Source organism: Vibrio sp. 1557, from assembly GCF_033340175.1.
GTDB classification, from domain to species: domain Bacteria; phylum Pseudomonadota; class Gammaproteobacteria; order Enterobacterales; family Vibrionaceae; genus Vibrio; species Vibrio alginolyticus.
Window position 1 is genome coordinate 31,448 of sequence record NZ_JAWOVZ010000005.1, and the last position, 14,909, is coordinate 46,356.

The window sequence follows — 14,909 nt, forward strand, 5'->3', positions numbered from 1 at the left end:
ATTGTAGTGTCTAAATGACAATTTTCAACTGTGTCTAAATGACAGCCATTAAAGTTGGGTTTTAATTAAGATATTGAAATATATAGTAATTAAAAGTTGGCACGCCCAGTGCAATACAAGAAGAAATTATTTTTGTTTATCTCGTCATTCAAGGTAGTAATTATGACAATTCACGTAAAAAACAACATCCACTGGGTAGGTCAACGCGATTGGGAAGTTCAAGACTTCCACGGTACAGAATACAAAATGACAAAAGGTACCAGCTACAACAGTTATCTAATTCGTGAAGAGAAAACCGTATTGATTGATACGGTCGATCACCGATTCAGTCAACAATTCATCCAAAATTTAGAAATGGAAATCGACCTTAAGTCTATCGACTTTATCGTGGTAAACCATGCTGAAGAAGATCACTCAGGCGCATTGTCGGCATTGATGGAGAAGATTCCGAACACGCCAATTTACTGTACAGAAGCGGCGATTGATTCGATTGTGGGTCATCATCACCATCCTGAGTGGAACTTCAAAACCGTAAAAACGGGCGATAGCATTGATATTGGTAACGGTAAGCAATTGGTCTTCGTGGAAGCGCCGATGCTGCATTGGCCGGACAGTATGATGACTTACCTAACTGGCGATGCAGTGTTATTCAGCAATGACGCATTTGGTCAGCACTACTGCGATGAACGTCTGTTCAATGATGAAGTGGATCAAAATGAGTTGATGGAACAGTGTTTGCGTTACTACTCAAACATCCTAACGCCATTCAGCAGCTTGGTAACCGCAAAAATCAAAGAAGTGCTGAGTTTCAATTTGCCTGTCGATATGATCGCTACGTCACACGGTATTGTATGGCGCGATAATCCAGTTCAAATCATCGAGCAATACTTAGCATGGGCAGACAATTATCAAGAAGATCGCATTACGATTTTCTACGATTCTATGTCAAACAACACCCGAATGATGGCCGATGCAATCGCGCAAGGCATTCACGATGTCGACCCTGGCGTGGCGGTCAAAGTCTTTAATGTCTCTAAGCATGATAAGAATGAAATTCTCGCCAATGTATTCCGCTCAAAAGGCATCTTGGTTGGTTCGTCTACCATGAATAACGTCATGATGCCGAAGATCGCTGGCATGCTAGAAGAAATTACCGGTCTGCGCTTTAAAGCGAAAAAGGCCGCTGCATTCGGTAGCTACGGGTGGAATGGTGGCGCGGTGGATCGTATCCATGCTCGATTGACTGATGCAGGTTTTGAAACCGCGGTGAGTTTGAAAACTAAATGGCGACCAGATGGTAAAGCGATGCGTGAATGTCGCGAACATGGTCAGAACATCGCGAAATTGTGGGCAAGACATTACCTGAAAAGTTCTGTTACTTCTCCGGCGATTGCTGCGTCTGCACCACAAGTTCAATCACAACCCGCTGCGCCAACGACAACACAAGCGGTAGAAGAAGTTGCTGCTCCTAGCAACCCTAGTACCGAGGCGCATCCCGCAGATTGTCAATGCATGGTGTGTACAGTTTGTAATTGGGTGTACGACCCAGCTAAAGGTGAGCCTAATCAAGGCGTTGAACCGGGTACGGCATGGTCTGAAGTGCCAGATTACTTCTTGTGCCCAGAATGTCACTTGGGTAAAGACGTTTTCGTTGAATACAACGGTTAGGAGGGAATATGCAAGCACCTATTGTGATTATTGGTAGCGGCTTTGCGGCTTACCAATTGGTGAAAACATTGCGTCGAATGGACGCACATATTCCGCTGCAAGTGTTTACTGCTGATGATGGCGCGGAATACAACAAGCCTGATTTGAGTCATGTATTCAGCAACAAGCAAACCGCCCAAGACTTGGTAGTTAAAAGTGGTGAGGCGTTCGCACAGGAACACAACATCGAACTGTTCGCCCATACCATGATTGAGCATGTCGACGTGCAAGCTCAGCAAGTGGTCGCCAACGGCCAAACCTATCCTTACTCCAAACTGGTGCTTGCGACAGGCGCGAAAGCCTTTGTGCCACCAATATCTGGCGATGCAGCACCTGAGGTGATAACGCTAAACTCGCTACAAGAATATCAATTAGCGGAAGAGCAAATTAGCCGTGCGAAACGAATTCTAGTAATGGGTGGTGGTTTGATCGGCGTCGAGATCGCCATGGATCTCGCAACCAGTGGTAAAGCCGTTACGGTGGTTGAGCCAAATCCCCGTTTGCTCGCTAACTTGATTCCTGAATTCGTCGCATTGCCGCTTGAAAATCAACTTAAGCAGCAAGGTATTCAACTTGCTTTGGAGACTGGAGTTGTCGCGATCAATCACTCGGATGATTCGCTGGTGGCAAGCTTGAGCAAAGGTAAAGCAATCGAAGCCGATGTAGTGATTTCAGCTGCGGGTTTACGTGCTAACACTTGGTTAGCGAAGGCTTGTGGGTTGAGTGTCAATAAAGGCATCGAGGTGGACGCTCGATTACAGACATCAGCAGCCAATGTGTTCGCATTAGGCGATTGTGCTGAGATCCAAGGTCGAATGATGCCGTACCTCCAACCGATCGTGCTAAGTGCCAATGCTTTGGGCAAACAACTACTGGGGCAAGAAGCAGAGTTGAAACTACCGCCTATGATGGTAAAGGTCAAAACGCCGAGCTACCCAATTCAATTGGCAGGCGATTTTAGTTCGGTGACGAACTGGAGCGTGCAGATTTCTCAAACTGGCATTGCCGCGAAAGCAGAAGATGAAAATAGCCGACTCATGTGCTTCGTCGTGACGGGAGAACAAGTTACGCAAGCATTTCCATTGCTTCGAGAGTTGTCTCAAGCCGCTCAGGCTTAACCGATTTTAACGAAAAGAATTGTAATTAGAGAGGGTATCATTATGTCGCATCTAAGAATTCCTAAAGACTGGACTGTTCAACGTTCAACGCCTTTCTTCACTAAAGACAATGTGCCACCAGCGCTACTGACTCATCACAATACCGCTGAGGGAGTGTTTGGACAGCTTTGCGTCATGGAAGGGCAAGTGACTTACTACGGCTTTGCTGATGAAAATGCCACAGAAGCAGAAGTAGTGGTGGTGATTAATGCAGGCCAGTTTGCTACAAGTCCACCGCAGTACTGGCACCGCATTGAGATGAGCGATGATGCTCAGTTCAACATCAATTTCTGGTCGAACAAGGACAAGAGTGGGCAAGCGATGTTCCATGCTAAGCAGTAGTGAACCTATGTAAGTGCTTTGACTGTTACGCTAATCGTCAAGTAAAGGGGTGTAGAAGGCGCAATAAACGGACTGCAATGCAGGATCATCGAGACCGAGGAAAGAGAAATCACGAGTAATGATTTCAATTCTTTAGTAGCATGTTACGAAACATTTCAGTCAGGTGAACTAAGGGAAGCGTGCAATGGAAAAACAACGAGTAGCATTTATTGGTCTGGGTGTGATGGGATACCCAATGGCTGGTTACCTAAGTAAAGCGGGCTTTGAAACCAAAGTATACAACCGCACAAAAGCGAAAGCCGACAAATGGGCTGAAGAATACCAAGGCGTAGCTTGTGAAACACCACGTGAAGCGGCGGAAGGCTGTGACATCGTTTTTACCTGTGTGGGTAATGATGATGACGTTCGTAGCGTTGTTTACGGTGAAGAGGGCATTCTGGTCGGCTTGAAAGCGGACGCAGTGCTAGTCGATCACACGACCACTTCTGCAGACCTAGCGGTTGAGCTGGCTGAAGCGTGTGTTAAGTACGGTAATCACTTTATTGATGCGCCAGTTTCTGGTGGTCAAGCGGGCGCAGAAAATGGTGTTCTAACCATCATGTGTGGTGGTGAGCAAAGCATTTTTGACCGTGTGTCTCCGGCGATGGATGTGTACGCGAAGCAGATGACGCTACTGGGTGAAAACGGTCAGGGTCAACGCTGTAAGATGGTAAACCAAATCTGTATTGGAGGCGTTTTACAAGGTCTGAGTGAAGCTTTGTTGCTAGCACAAAAATCAGGCTTGGACATTGCTCAAGTTGTAGAAACACTTAAGCATGGCGCTGCAGGTTCTTGGCAGATGGAAAACCGCGCAAATACGATGGCTGAAGACAAGTTCGATTTTGGCTTCGCTATTGATTGGATGCGCAAAGACTTAGGTTTCTGTCTGCAAGAAGCTGAGCGAGTGGGTCTAGAACTTCCACTGACTAAGAAAGTGGATGAGCAATACGCAGACCTTCAACGTGATGGTTTAGGTCGCATGGATACATCAGTACTGATCAAAGCGGTAGCTAAAAATCAGTAGTTGATGAATCAGTAATAGATAAACAGTTCTTTGGTATCAAAGAGCTTAAAGAAATCTAAGTTAATCATAATGAATCACCTTGAGCATGTTTTGTGACTTGTGATTAAGGATTAGTGATTTGAAATCAGGAGGTACTGTAGAGTACCTCCTTTTTTTCGTCTTTAAATCACACAGTGTAATGATTGCAGCGTTCGCTTACTTGTTTAAGCCTAGTGCAATTTCAAGACCTTTGCCGTACGCTTCGTCCGCTTGGTATGCGTGTTGAACGTGGCGCTGTTGGATGAACTCTGGCACACCGTCCATTGCGCGAGCTGTGTTGTCGAACAGAGTTTGACGTTGCTCTTCGCTCATCAGACGGAATAGGTCACCCGCTTGGCTGAAGTAGTCTTCGTCTACACGGTGGTCGTAGTGATCAGCGTTGCCGTTGATGCGTAGAGGTGGCTCAGAGTAATCTGGTTGCTCTGCCCATTCTTGTTTGTAGTTTGGCTCGTAGCCTAGTGTTGAACCAAAGTTGCCATCAACGCGCATTGCACCATCGCGGTGGTAGCTGTGAACAGGGCAACGAGGCGCGTTCACTGGGATTTGATGATGGTTCACACCTAGACGGTAACGCTGAGCATCGCCGTAAGCGAACAGACGACCTTGTAGCATCTTATCTGGAGAGAAGCCGATACCAGGTACTACTGCAGCTGGGTTGAACGCTGATTGCTCAACTTCTGCGTAGAAGTTTTCTGGGTTACGGTTCAGTTCAAACTCACCAACTGGGATCAGTGGGTAGTCTTTTTGAGACCATACACGTGTTAGGTCGAATGGGTTGAAGTTGACTTCATCCGCTTCTAGCTCAGGCATGATCTGTACGTACATCTTCCATTTAGGGAAGTCTTGACGCTCAATCGCTTCGTAAAGGTCACGGTGATGGCTTTCGCGGTCTTTACCTACGATCGCTTCTGCTTCTTGGTCAGTTAGGTTTTTGATGCCTTGCTGAGTTTTGAAGTGGAATTTCACCCAGTAACGCTCGTTTTCTGCGTTGATGAAGCTGAATGTGTGGCTACCAAAACCATGCATATGACGGTAAGACGCTGGGATACCACGGTCACTCATTACGATAGTCACTTGGTGGAATGCTTCTGGTAGTGATGTCCAGAAATCCCAGTTGTTGGTAGAGCTACGCATGTTAGTGCGAGGGTCGCGTTTTACTGCGTGGTTTAGGTCTGGGAATTTTAGTGGGTCACGTAGGAAGAATACTGGTGTGTTGTTACCAACCAAGTCCCAGTTACCTTCTTCAGTGTAGAATTTTAGTGCGAAACCACGGATGTCGCGTTCTGCGTCTGCTGCACCGCGCTCACCAGCTACAGTAGTGAAGCGAGCGAATAGTTCTGTTTTTTTGCCGATGTCAGAGAAGATCTTAGCGCGAGTGTATTTTGTGATGTCGTGCGTTACTGTGAACGTACCGTAAGCACCAGAACCTTTTGCGTGCATACGACGCTCAGGGATCACTTCGCGGTCAAAGTGTGCCAATTTTTCAAGGAACCAAACGTCTTGTAATAGTTGAGGGCCACGAGGACCTGCAGTCATAACGTTTTGGTTATGTGCGACAGGGCAACCTGCTGCTGTAGTCAATTTCTTGTTTGTCATTTTTCTTCCCCCTCCAGGGTTCAATACCTTAGAAACTGTAGAGGAGGTTATTACGGAAAAGCTGGGGGAGAAAACTGATATTGCTTATCAATTCAATAGATGGTGACTATGGTCGAAACTATATTAGAATCAGAAATTTACTACATTAGCTTGATTGACATAACAATCGGCGTTCTCGAAAGCGATTTACTGGGGGGGAGCGCTATCCAGTTAGCGTGTCTGCGATGCTAGTAATATCGCCCCTTAAATGAAGTTTTACGTGTCATCAAAGGGGCGAAAGGGGGGAAGTAATTAAGAGTACTTCACTTCAAGTTGTTCAGCTTTTGCAAATGCTGGGTGTGTCGCGAGCTGTTTCCCATAACGTTCAATATTAGGGAAGTGATTAACTAAACCAAACTTTTGAACCAATTCGACAATGAAAGACATCATGATGTCTGCGCCAGTCAGACGCTCTTCTACTAGGTAAGTTTTGCCTTCTAAGGATTGCTCGAAGTAGCCTAGTACATTCATTGCTTCCTTGTCGGCATAGCCTGATAAAAACTGAGTTTCATTTGGCTCTTTGCTTACGAAGATTTTTAGCAGCATAGGTAAAATTGCGGAGCTTTCTGCAAAGTGCATCCATTGCAAATATTCTGTGTGTGCTTTTGTACCGCGCTCAGGAGCAAAGGCTCCGTCACTGTATTTCTCAATCAAATATTCGGTCATTGCACCTGACTCAATGATAATCTCGCCGTTATCTTCAAGAACAGGTGACTTTCCTAATGGGTGAACACTTTTTAGTTCTGGCGGTGCCATGAAGGTCACGGAATCACGGACATAGGGTACAATTTCGTAATTTACATCTAGCTCTTCAAGTAACCAAATGATGCGCTTTGAACGAGACTGATTGAGGTGGTGAAGTTTAATCATTTACATATCCCTTTTTATAATGGGTCGTTAATCTGTACTACAAGTTTGCCGAAATTCTTACCTTCCAACAGACCGATGAATGCTTCTGGCGCATTATGCAGTCCTTGTACTAGATGTTCGCGGTATTGGATCTTTCCTTCTGCCAACCATTGATTAATATCTTGCGCAAATTCACCGTAACGATGTCCGTAATCATCAAAAATGATGAAGCCCTGCACCTTGATTCGTTTGGTCAGGAGCTTACCCATTAGTAATGGAAGATGGTCGGTACCTTCAGGCAGCTCTGTCGCGTTGTACTGAGAAATCAAACCACAAAGTGGGATACGCGCATTTGTATTCAGAAGTGGCAATACAGCCTCGAATACTTTGCCACCTACGTTTTCGAAGTAAACATCGATACCTTTGTCACAGGCATTTTTCAGTTGTTCTGCAAAGTCTTCAGCTTTGTGATCAATACACTCATCGAAACCAAGCACCTCTTTAGCGTAACGGCATTTTTCTTCTCCGCCTGCTATACCAACAACTCGGCAACCTTTGATTTTACCAATTTGACCAACTGTTGCGCCTACAGGCCCCGTAGCAGCTGCTACCACGATGGTTTCCCCTGGTTTTGGCTGACCAATGTCGAGTAAACCCATGTACGCGGTAAATCCTGGCATACCTGCAACGCCTAGCGCGTAAGAAGGATTTTTCGGTTCTTTACCAAGTTTAATGACCATCTCACCAGTTGAGATAGCGTAGTCTTGCCAGCCAACAGTGTAGGCAAGAACCCATTCACCTACTTCGTAATCTGGGTGGTTTGATGCTTCTACCTGACAAACTGTACCACCGACCATTACGTCATCAATTGCAACAGGGTCAGCGTATGATTCGGCATCACTCATGCGACCACGCATGTATGGATCTAGAGATAAATAAACCGTTCTCAATAGCATTTCACCCTCTTTCGGAGTCGGTTTCGTTACCTCTTCTAAACGAAAGTTTTCTTGTGTCGGTGCACCATGGGGACGTGACGCGAGTACTATTCTGCGATTTGTTGCGTTAGTCATATCTATCTCACTTGTTGATTAGACCGGTCGTCTAGCATTTGTTTCAAAATATCCCGCTTATGTAAAGCGGGAAGGTTTACTGTGTTAACACTGACGCTTTTTCTGACAGTGAAACGTGTGTAGGGTGTTCATTCTGCTTCCACGCCGCCCGTTATGGGCAAGTGCGCGTATTCTGCAGTAAGTGTTGAGTATAGGTCAGACTTTGCGTCAATGCTGCCTGATCTTGATAAAGTTTGTTCAGCAAGCTAGCGCCATTCCAAAGGTAGTATATCTGCCTTGCTAATAACGCACTGTCACCATTGGGGATTGAGCCATCTTGAATGCCGATGTCAATGCAATCCGCTATCGCTTGAATGGTTTTGTCTGCTCCTTGGCGTAATGCCAAGCGCATTGACTCAGAGAGATCGGAGACTTCTGCACTTAACTTAACCAATAAACATTTGTTCGCATTACACACGTCGTCTTCTACTTTGACCATTTCTTCGAAATAGCTCATTAGGCGTTGGTAGCCACTCAGTTCAGTATTGGTAAAGCGTGCGTTTAAACGCTCAAAATACTTAGTAAAGTAGTCTTGAATCATCGCTTCACCAAATTGTTCTTTGGATTTGAAGTAATGATAAAACGAGCCTTTTGGCACTGCGGCCTTTTTTAATAGCTCTGAAAGACCAACACTCGTGAACCCTCGGTTTACGATTAACTCGTATCCGACGTCGAGAATATGTTGGCGTGTGTCATTCGTCTTTGCGTTCATGAAGTGTACTATAGAATGAATTAGACCAGTCGTCTAGCCTTTGTTGTGGGTTATTTAATCAGCTCATACTCAATAACAAATAGCGTGTCGGTATTTGGGTAGATTTCTCGAATTAACTGCTTAAGTTTTGGTAGTTCGATGGCTTCTTGTTCTGCATGAAACTCATTAATATCTTCAAAGTGAAGTGGTTCTACAGAACGTATCTTGATATCGCAGACTTTACGATCCGTTTCTAAGGTAAAAACTTCGACTTCTGTATTGGGAACGTAATGGCTTTCTGATTCATCTCGAATCGTTATCGTCTTTTTGCCTGACGTGATCAACGGAGTTAAGAATTCAAAAAAAGTAATCTTGGTTGGATGAGATGGCATGATGTACTCGTTAGTCTGGTTGTTTGGCGTAATTATATACCCAAATCCCTCAGAGATTCCTGTATTACTAGAACGATCGAGCGCGGATGAAGCGAATTAACTTGGCACTAAAGTAACCTGAGATAACACCTATCCAGTTGGTGCTGAGATCATCAAAACTAAATGATCGATTTGGAATAAAAAGTTGGCTTATTTCTTCCATTGAAACGATAGCCAACAGCAGTAGCAAAAGACGAATCCCAAAAATGTCGGTTTTATTCGAGCTCACCAGAGAAGGGAACGTGAAAACCGATAAAAAGCCGATCAATAAACTGAAAGTAAAGTGAAGCGTACTCGATCCGCCTAAGTAGGTTTCCATTTGCAGGTAAGCAGTATGGTGTAAGTCAGAGCTTTTCCACAGAGAGAGTGAAGCGGTTAGCGTCAGGACTAAAACAAAACTCGTGCGTGCCAGTATTAAAGCCATAATTAACCTATTGGAAAGAAGCCTAAGTAACGTTTTACAAAGTACAGTGCAGCTAAATTCTGGATAGCCATGCCAATTGCCATTGCCCACGCTGCACCAATCACCCCAAACATTTGGCAAAGCGTAACAAGTAGGCAGATGGACACCGTACCGGAGGAAATTGTAATGTATTTCATGGTTCTCTCATGACCACTCATTAATAATAAAAAACCTACTGAACCAGTCGCAACATTGACTAACTGCCCCAGAGAAAGGACGACTAATAGTGGCGCCGCGGCGAGAAACTCCTCACCAAAAAACTGCATTACAAACTCGGGGAAGAGGGTGCAAATAATTACGGGTACAATCGCTAAACCAACATTGGCTCGGCACGCCAAGCGGCTCAGGTTCTGCAGTTTGCGCATTTGACGCTCTTTGTAGAGAGAGGCAAACATCGGGGCGACCACAAAGTTAATGGTAATCAGCACGAAGCCAATCAGTAGTGATGTACGTTGGGCTGCGGCTAACAAACCGAGTTCCGCTGTTGAGATAAAAAAGCCCGTAATAACAAGGCTTCCCCATTGAAGAACATTCGTGAAGATACTGCCAACCCAGACTTGCTTGGCAGAAGAGACCATTTTTTTGTTTGGTACGAAAGCCGATGTTTGATATTGATCTGAGCCCAGCCAATTGGCACTAGATATGACCGCGACACCTATGCTCGCTAAAAGCAGTGCGGTCATTAGATTGTTGATATTTTGCTGACCGATATAGTCTAGGGCAAAGACAAAAATGACCATCAACATGCTTACCCCAAGCTGCAACGCAAACAGAGATGATACGACTTTTCTACATGCTTGAAGCACCCGACTGTTGGTTTGCGCAAGCACCAAGAAAGGTATGCAAAGCAAGCATAAAGTAATCGCATACATTGGTGATTGAGTCTGGTTTAGCTGTTCTGGAAACAGATTAAACCCTGCCAACAAAACGCCTATGGCGAGCAAGCAAAATGCCATACTTCGATAAAGTGCGGTTTTATAGTTTTGGCTTTGTTCAAGCTTCTCTTTGTTATTAAAAGCGATCGCATTGTAACGAACTAACGAGACATCAAAACCTAGCTGAGAAACGATAGCGAGTAGCGAGACTAGGTTGAATAAAAAGAAAAATTGACCGGCCGTCGAAGCGTCACTGGTCTTCGATACAATCAGAGTCAGTAAAAAAGCAAATAGCGCACTCAACACACGCGTGATTGCGGTTTTTAATCCAGTAGATAACAAGCTTTTTGTACCGCTGGGCATCAACAGTAATTTTTGTTGAACAGTGTGAAACATAGGGGCATTTAACCGTAAAGTTTATTGAGTGCGAGGCGCTGTTTTTCTTCACTGAAGGCATCGTTTAATTCTGCTGTATATTGGCGAAAATCGATCTCTTCATAATGATTGACACAATGCGCGATCTGCTTGGCCATTTCTTCAGGTGTGAGCGCTAAAAACGGGTAGTTGAGATCTTTGGTTGCGCCGATGGTCCGAATAACCATAGGAAGATGTAACTTGGATGCTTCTAGAATGGTTAACGGCATCCCTTCCCATGCTGCAGTATGTAGATAAAGGTCTGAACCCTTGAGCTTTTCAACTACCTCATCGCGAGGCAGCATGCCCGTTACATCCACATTTTCAGTGCGTAATTTCTGTTCGAGTACGTGGTCACCGCCACCTATCCATGTGATCTCTATCGGGCGGTTAAGCGCATACCGATTAAGGAACTGCAATGTGCTGATAAGAAACTGAGGATCTTTTTGGGGCGTGACACGACCAAGTACAACGAGCTTCAGCGTTTCTTGCTTGTTTCGCTCTATACGATCTTCACTTTGATAAGACACGTAGTTGTTGAGCAGTTCGGCACGTTTCACGCCAATGCTAATGGCTAGGTCACACTCTCGTTGGCTACAGCCTGCAACCACATCAATTTTGCTCAGTTTTACTTTCTCTAGTGCTTTATAGATCTGGCGTGCAAGCTCTGAGATATCTTCACGTTCGAAGGCATAACAGTGCGGTGTGTAAACCAAGCGTGCCTTGCCAAGCTTTAGAAATCGGCCGAGAAATCCTGCTTTACTCGAGTGCAAATGCACGACGTCGGGACCAAGTGATGCAATCATGTGGTTTGCATCGCGAATAAATTGAAGCAAGCCGCCTTCTACCCACTTTGTCTGTACGAAAATGTGGTGGCTGTTCTCATTGGTCAAGTCGTTTTCTCGGGCTCTGGCTAGCAAGAAATGCTGATAAGGCTCGTCTCTGGATGAATGAACATAACTATAGAGGGCGGTTTGAACGCCACCTCCAAATGCTTCTGTAACATGGAGCACTTTCTTCATGATGATTTTGTCCCTGGTGTTTGCATCCATTTGTGTTTAAAAGCATCACGCTCTTGCTCTGAATAAACGTGGCGATACAAGGGAAGATCGTACATATAGAACAGTTTTGAGAAGTCGTAGTGATTCTTAAAGTGTTGGTGGATATTGGAGTACCACTTGTTTTTCGCTTCGTTGCTGTTTTTCAGCACGAAGTCTTGCAACTCAAGAAACTCACCGATTTCTTTATCAAGAGAACTGAGCTGTTCGCACTTGATTAGCATGACGTTGGCCTGATCGTTCTGGAATGTGAAGAAAGGTTGAGTGTTGTCCAGCTCTTGGCGCATCACATCGATATTGAAATTACGCTTTAACTCGTTGTCGAACCAGTCCGCAAAATAGTTGAGATTGATATAGTTATCAAAGCAATGCTCGAGGTGCTGATACGTGACTTCCATATCTCGGTGAATTGCATCATTCTTTTTGCCTTCGATAAATTGCAAATGGAGGTCTTGAAAGAAACGAGAAAAGACAGTTGCGATTGGATCGCGGACCAGCGTAACGATTTTAATCTGCTCGCGTTTTTGTAAGATACGTTTTCGCTGCTTGAGCACTAAGCGATAGAGTGCGCGGTTTCGGAAGTCGAAGAATTTACTCACGTCTTTTTTATTGTGATACATGTGAAATTCTTCGTGATCATCAAAGGTGTGGATGTGATAGCTCGGGATATTTTTCTCCCCTAGCGTGTGCTCAATTGATGAGGAGCCAACTTTGCCCATTTGGTAAACTAAAACAAAATTATCAGCTTGGAGTTCTCGGTTCTTTTCAAATTGTCGAGAGATTGAATACTTCATCTATCCTATCCTTGATTATTCATATTCGTGGTGATGGTTTACCGGAAAAGTATGAGCAATGGCCCTTGAGTCGTTGCTCATGCTGATCATGACGGGTAATAAGAGTATTAAAATTATGGTGGTGTTTACCGCAACGAAAAACACCATGATGAGGGCGTATATCGCAAGTAATAGGCTTTTTCTGTTTTCATTAAGACTACGGAAGCAAAAGCGAATAAAAAGAAAATAACCACCAAACAGCAGACCGATACCAAGCAATCCGTATTCAATTGCGGTATCTAACACAAAGTTGTGGGTGTAGATCGCCAGCTCATCATAGTTAAAGTAACTGATCATAAAGTTGGGTAACATTTTCGCGCCGACACCTAGCACTGGGTGTTGAAGTAAAATATCTAGCCCATTGGCAAGTAAAAGTTTTCTATGAAGATTCGATACCCAGCGGGCTTCACTTTGGTTGGCAAATAAGACGTCTTCTTGGGTTATTTCCAATGTGTCTGCTAGCGTTTCAAACCCAACGTAGAGTGTGGTTGTGACGGCAGTAAACACAATGAAGCTCAAGGCTAATAAAATCGCCCACGTGTACGTTTCGCTGAGCGATTTTCTCATTAAGTTTTTTACGAGCAGTTGGTCAAAGAAGAAAAGCAGACAAAAACCAAGTAGCGCTTTTCTTTCTTGTGACAACACCAGTAATACTAAAGCTACGAGCATCAAAAGGTGAAAAGCGCGAATTTTATCTCGATAAAGGTACAGTAGTGAGCACAGTACACCGAACCCGTATTTACTTACCCCGAGTAACTTAAACCCGCTTTGATAACCCTGAGCAAAGTGCCATAAGGCAACGAGCGTACAGATGAAAAACAACAGATACGTGAAATAAACCATTACCCGTTCGTCATCAAACACGCCATAGGCGTACATTAGGCTCAGTAGGCACAAAATCGCTAACCATTGCACAGTTTCTATAACTAGCGGCATTAAAGGGACGCGATTTAGCAGACCATTTATGAACACATACCCAGTGAACAATACGAGGAACCCTATACAGGGATGCATGAGTTTTTCAGCTTTTCCTTCCAATACCACTAATGCAGTAAAACCAATAGACAAAAGGCTTGCGATGTCAGATGGGGCTAGCGCTATTCCTCCAGCACGAAACTTCATAGGAATAAAGAACAATGCTAATAGGCATGCTGCAAGCAATGAGGCGCGATGGCTCGATGGCGCGGAACTATTTGTTGGCGCAAAGCTGCTGGTAGATTCCATAGTAACCTTCACGAAATTTATCGATGGTGTAGAGAGAGGCCCTATTGACGGAGTATTGACTTGCAGCGTCGTACCGCTCAACACTTTCACACAGCTGGAGAACTTTTTGGCTCAGTTCAGTGGCGTTACCAATTTGAAATAAATATTCGGCACGTCCGGTGACTTCATCCAAACCAGGTACGTCCGACGATAGTACGGGTAAGCCTGCTGCCATCGCCTCAACCGCCGCCAAACCAAAGCCTTCGACGTGCGACGATTGCACGTAAATATCCATGTCGTTCAAAAAGGCTGGAATGTCAGAAACTACGCCATGAAAGTGAACACGTTGCGCGACGTTGATTTTTGTTGCCAATGCTTGCAGTGACGATTTTTTTTCTCCATCTCCCGCAAGGTGGAGTTCGTATCGTCTTGGTAAATGGATAAGTGCTTGGATAAGCGTTTCATGATCTTTATGTTGGTGAAGTCGGCCCACCATTCCAATCTTGATAACTGGTTTGTCGATTAGGTGGCTGGCGCATCTTGGCGTCATAGAAAACCTTTTTAAATCAACGCCATTGTGCACCACGTGATATTTGTGTTGGTAGCGAGGCATGAACTTCACCAGTTCATCTTGTACTTTTTCACTAATACTGACCGTCAAGTCGTGGCCCCAATATAAGACGTATTCCATGAACTTAAACAGCGGATAGTCACGTCGACGGTTATAAGAACAGTGCTCAGTCTGGATTCGTTTTTTACCTACCGCCAATAGCGCTAGGTAAATGGAAGGATAGAGGTGCCCGTGAACGACATCCGGCCAACGCAGCAAAGAGAATTTCTCACTCAATGACAAAGTGCGCCAGTTAAAACACTCTACCCCTTGGGCGGATAGCATTGGTAAGTAATCATTTTCATCACACAAGACCAAAATTTTGATTTCGTATTCAGGCTTATGTTCTAAAACAAGGTCGACTAAGAACTTCTGAGCACCGCCGTTCTGAGAAAGATCATTAATAATATGTAGAATCTTGGTTTTCATG

The 14,909-nt window shown here is 44.6% G+C and carries 15 protein-coding genes; 4 read left to right on the plus strand and 11 right to left on the minus strand.

Annotation, left to right across the window (positions count from 1 at the left end):
- Window positions 1–162: 162 nt before the first annotated feature.
- The 4 genes from norV to R7070_RS08780 all read left to right on the plus strand — a co-directional run bounded on the left by norV (window position 163) and on the right by R7070_RS08780 (window position 4,269).
- A complete protein-coding gene (gene norV / locus R7070_RS08765) occupies window positions 163–1,668 on the plus strand; it encodes an anaerobic nitric oxide reductase flavorubredoxin (RefSeq protein ID WP_167415893.1) in 1,506 nt (501 codons plus the stop codon).
- An 8-nt stretch (window positions 1,669–1,676) separates the two neighbouring features.
- Window positions 1,677–2,825: an NADH:flavorubredoxin reductase NorW gene (gene norW, locus R7070_RS08770; protein WP_318141184.1), complete on the plus strand. Its 1,149-nt coding sequence runs from the start codon at window positions 1,677–1,679 to the stop codon at window positions 2,823–2,825.
- 42 nt (window positions 2,826–2,867) lie between these two features.
- The gene (locus R7070_RS08775; RefSeq protein ID WP_005375231.1) at window positions 2,868–3,206 is read left to right on the plus strand and encodes a DUF1971 domain-containing protein; all 339 of its coding nucleotides are present in this window, start codon (window positions 2,868–2,870) and stop codon (window positions 3,204–3,206) included.
- Between the two features lie 184 nt (window positions 3,207–3,390).
- A complete protein-coding gene (locus R7070_RS08780; RefSeq protein ID WP_017821261.1) occupies window positions 3,391–4,269 on the plus strand; it encodes an NAD(P)-dependent oxidoreductase in 879 nt (292 codons plus the stop codon).
- Window positions 4,270–4,464: 195 nt separating this feature from the next.
- Here R7070_RS08780 and R7070_RS08785 read toward each other — a convergent pair whose 3' ends face one another.
- The 11 genes from R7070_RS08785 to R7070_RS08835 all read right to left on the minus strand — a co-directional run bounded on the left by R7070_RS08785 (window position 4,465) and on the right by R7070_RS08835 (window position 14,908).
- Window positions 4,465–5,904 carry a catalase gene (locus R7070_RS08785; RefSeq protein ID WP_017821260.1) on the minus strand — a complete coding sequence of 480 codons (1,440 nt, stop codon included), beginning with the start codon at window positions 5,902–5,904 and terminating at the stop codon, window positions 4,465–4,467.
- Between the two features lie 291 nt (window positions 5,905–6,195).
- Window positions 6,196–6,813 (minus strand): glutathione S-transferase family protein, encoded by a 618-nt coding sequence (locus R7070_RS08790; RefSeq protein ID WP_005375238.1) that lies wholly within the window; start codon window positions 6,811–6,813, stop codon window positions 6,196–6,198.
- Between the two features lie 14 nt (window positions 6,814–6,827).
- Window positions 6,828–7,862, minus strand: coding sequence for an NADP-dependent oxidoreductase (locus tag R7070_RS08795; protein ID WP_256900390.1), 1,035 nt, complete (start codon window positions 7,860–7,862; stop codon window positions 6,828–6,830).
- 151 nt (window positions 7,863–8,013) lie between these two features.
- Window positions 8,014–8,613 (minus strand): TetR/AcrR family transcriptional regulator, encoded by a 600-nt coding sequence (locus R7070_RS08800; protein ID WP_005385858.1) that lies wholly within the window; start codon window positions 8,611–8,613, stop codon window positions 8,014–8,016.
- Window positions 8,614–8,663: 50 nt separating this feature from the next.
- Window positions 8,664–8,984, minus strand: coding sequence for a N(4)-acetylcytidine aminohydrolase (gene yqfB, locus R7070_RS08805; RefSeq protein ID WP_005385855.1), 321 nt, complete (start codon window positions 8,982–8,984; stop codon window positions 8,664–8,666).
- Between the two features lie 67 nt (window positions 8,985–9,051).
- Complete coding sequence (locus tag R7070_RS08810) at window positions 9,052–9,447, minus strand: VanZ family protein (RefSeq protein WP_206949082.1); 396 nt, start codon at window positions 9,445–9,447, stop codon at window positions 9,052–9,054.
- 2 nt (window positions 9,448–9,449) lie between these two features.
- Entirely contained in the window at window positions 9,450–10,757 is a 1,308-nt protein-coding gene (locus R7070_RS08815; protein ID WP_206949081.1) for an oligosaccharide flippase family protein, read from the minus strand.
- Between the two features lie 8 nt (window positions 10,758–10,765).
- Window positions 10,766–11,797: a glycosyltransferase family 4 protein gene (locus R7070_RS08820; protein ID WP_206949080.1), complete on the minus strand. Its 1,032-nt coding sequence runs from the start codon at window positions 11,795–11,797 to the stop codon at window positions 10,766–10,768.
- Window positions 11,794–12,627: a putative capsular polysaccharide synthesis family protein gene (locus R7070_RS08825; protein ID WP_005375258.1), complete on the minus strand. Its 834-nt coding sequence runs from the start codon at window positions 12,625–12,627 to the stop codon at window positions 11,794–11,796. Before R7070_RS08825 ends, R7070_RS08820 begins: the two co-directional genes overlap by 4 nt.
- 15 nt (window positions 12,628–12,642) lie before the next feature.
- Window positions 12,643–13,890: an O-antigen ligase family protein gene (locus tag R7070_RS08830; protein ID WP_206949079.1), complete on the minus strand. Its 1,248-nt coding sequence runs from the start codon at window positions 13,888–13,890 to the stop codon at window positions 12,643–12,645.
- The gene (locus R7070_RS08835) at window positions 13,856–14,908 is read right to left on the minus strand and encodes a glycosyltransferase (RefSeq protein ID WP_206949078.1); all 1,053 of its coding nucleotides are present in this window, start codon (window positions 14,906–14,908) and stop codon (window positions 13,856–13,858) included. Before R7070_RS08835 ends, R7070_RS08830 begins: the two co-directional genes overlap by 35 nt.
- Between the last annotated feature and the right edge of the window lies 1 nt (window position 14,909).

Bases quoted from the DNA above. Each gene is read 5' to 3' on its own strand.
- norV (WP_167415893.1), top strand. From the start codon at position 163: ATGACAATTCACGTAAAAAACAACATCCACTGGGTAGGTCAACGCGAT.
- norW (WP_318141184.1), top strand. From the start codon at position 1,677: ATGCAAGCACCTATTGTGATTATTGGTAGCGGCTTTGCGGCTTACCAA.
- R7070_RS08775 (WP_005375231.1), top strand. From the start codon at position 2,868: ATGTCGCATCTAAGAATTCCTAAAGACTGGACTGTTCAACGTTCAACG.
- R7070_RS08780 (WP_017821261.1), top strand. From the start codon at position 3,391: ATGGAAAAACAACGAGTAGCATTTATTGGTCTGGGTGTGATGGGATAC.
- R7070_RS08785 (WP_017821260.1), bottom strand. From the start codon at position 5,904: ATGACAAACAAGAAATTGACTACAGCAGCAGGTTGCCCTGTCGCACAT.
- R7070_RS08790 (WP_005375238.1), bottom strand. From the start codon at position 6,813: ATGATTAAACTTCACCACCTCAATCAGTCTCGTTCAAAGCGCATCATT.
- R7070_RS08795 (WP_256900390.1), bottom strand. From the start codon at position 7,862: ATGACTAACGCAACAAATCGCAGAATAGTACTCGCGTCACGTCCCCAT.
- R7070_RS08800 (WP_005385858.1), bottom strand. From the start codon at position 8,613: ATGAACGCAAAGACGAATGACACACGCCAACATATTCTCGACGTCGGA.
- yqfB (WP_005385855.1), bottom strand. From the start codon at position 8,984: ATGCCATCTCATCCAACCAAGATTACTTTTTTTGAATTCTTAACTCCG.
- R7070_RS08810 (WP_206949082.1), bottom strand. From the start codon at position 9,447: ATGGCTTTAATACTGGCACGCACGAGTTTTGTTTTAGTCCTGACGCTA.
- R7070_RS08815 (WP_206949081.1), bottom strand. From the start codon at position 10,757: ATGTTTCACACTGTTCAACAAAAATTACTGTTGATGCCCAGCGGTACA.
- R7070_RS08820 (WP_206949080.1), bottom strand. From the start codon at position 11,797: ATGAAGAAAGTGCTCCATGTTACAGAAGCATTTGGAGGTGGCGTTCAA.
- R7070_RS08825 (WP_005375258.1), bottom strand. From the start codon at position 12,627: ATGAAGTATTCAATCTCTCGACAATTTGAAAAGAACCGAGAACTCCAA.
- R7070_RS08830 (WP_206949079.1), bottom strand. From the start codon at position 13,890: ATGGAATCTACCAGCAGCTTTGCGCCAACAAATAGTTCCGCGCCATCG.
- R7070_RS08835 (WP_206949078.1), bottom strand. From the start codon at position 14,908: ATGAAAACCAAGATTCTACATATTATTAATGATCTTTCTCAGAACGGC.